Source organism: Kocuria sp. CPCC 205261 (assembly GCF_040981025.1).
GTDB classification, from domain to species: domain Bacteria; phylum Actinomycetota; class Actinomycetes; order Actinomycetales; family Micrococcaceae; genus Kocuria; species Kocuria marina.
This window is the reverse complement of sequence record NZ_JAVKPU010000041.1, coordinates 1-1,017: the sequence shown is the minus strand read 5'-3', so window position 1 is coordinate 1,017 and position 1,017 is coordinate 1. Positions and strand designations below refer to the sequence as shown.

General features: G+C 69.3%; 1 protein-coding gene. It reads right to left on the bottom strand.

Annotation, left to right across the window (positions count from 1 at the left end; genetic code table 11):
- Positions 1-11 precede the first annotated feature (11 nt).
- Positions 12-911 (bottom strand): IS5 family transposase, encoded by a 900-nt coding sequence (locus tag RF646_RS13285; protein ID WP_368836236.1) that lies wholly within the window; start codon positions 909-911, stop codon positions 12-14.
- Positions 912-1,017 lie beyond the last annotated feature (106 nt).

Sequence of the window (1,017 nt, the reverse complement as noted above, 5' to 3'; positions counted from 1 at the left end):
AGTGTCTGTTCCTAAACCTTTCGGGCGAGGCGTTTGCTGGTGGTGCGGATCATCGCCCAGCGCACCATCGCCTCGTGGTGGGCCGGGAGTCGTTCGTAGTCGCGCACGCACCGGCGGTGGGAGGCGATCCAGGCCAGGGTGCGTTCGACGACCCAGCGCCGGGGCAGGACCTGGAACCCGGGCAGGTCGCTGCGCTTGACGATCCGCAGGGTCAGACCGAGAGTATCGCCGGCCCAGGCCACCAGCTTCCCCGCGTAGCCGCCGTCGGCCCACACCAGCCGTACCTTGTGGCAGGAGGCAGTCAACAGCTCGAGCAGTGGCTTGGCTCCGTCACGGTCCTGGACTCCGGCGCCGGTGACCACCACCGCCAGCAGCAGTCCGAGGGTGTCCACGATGATGTGGCGTTTGCGGCCGTTGACCTTCTTTCCCGCATCGAAGCCGCGGGTGCCGGCTCCGACGGTGGCGGCCCCGCGCACCGAGGCTGAGTCGATGACTGCCGCCGTTGGCTCCGCGGCCCGGCCGTCGGCGAGGCGGATCCGGTCCCGTAGCGCATCCAGCACACGAGCGGTGGCCCCGGTCTTCTCCCAGGCCGCGAAGTAGTTGAACACTGTGGAGTAGGGCGGGAAGTCCACCGGTAGCGCCCGCCATTTGATGCCGTTGTCCACGACGTAGAGGATCGCGTCCACGATGATCCGTCGGCACCAGGACTCGGGCCGTCCCCCGGCCCCGGCCAGGAACCCCGGGTCGGGCAGCAGTGGCTCGATGATCGCCCACTGGGCGTCGCTCAGATCCGTCGGGTACCGCCGCGCCCGTCGGGGGCGGTGGGCGTGGAGCGGGGCCAACCGACAGCACCGGGGTGCGCCGGCGGTTTCGGTGGTGGTGTCCTCGGGCAGGGTGCGGCACACTTTCATGCAAGGAACTCCTGGGCAGAGCAGCGATCTCGACAATCACTTCTCTACCGGGAGTTCCGCCTTTCTACCACCTGCCCACCCCGCCAGCTCGGCCTCGAGCCCAGCG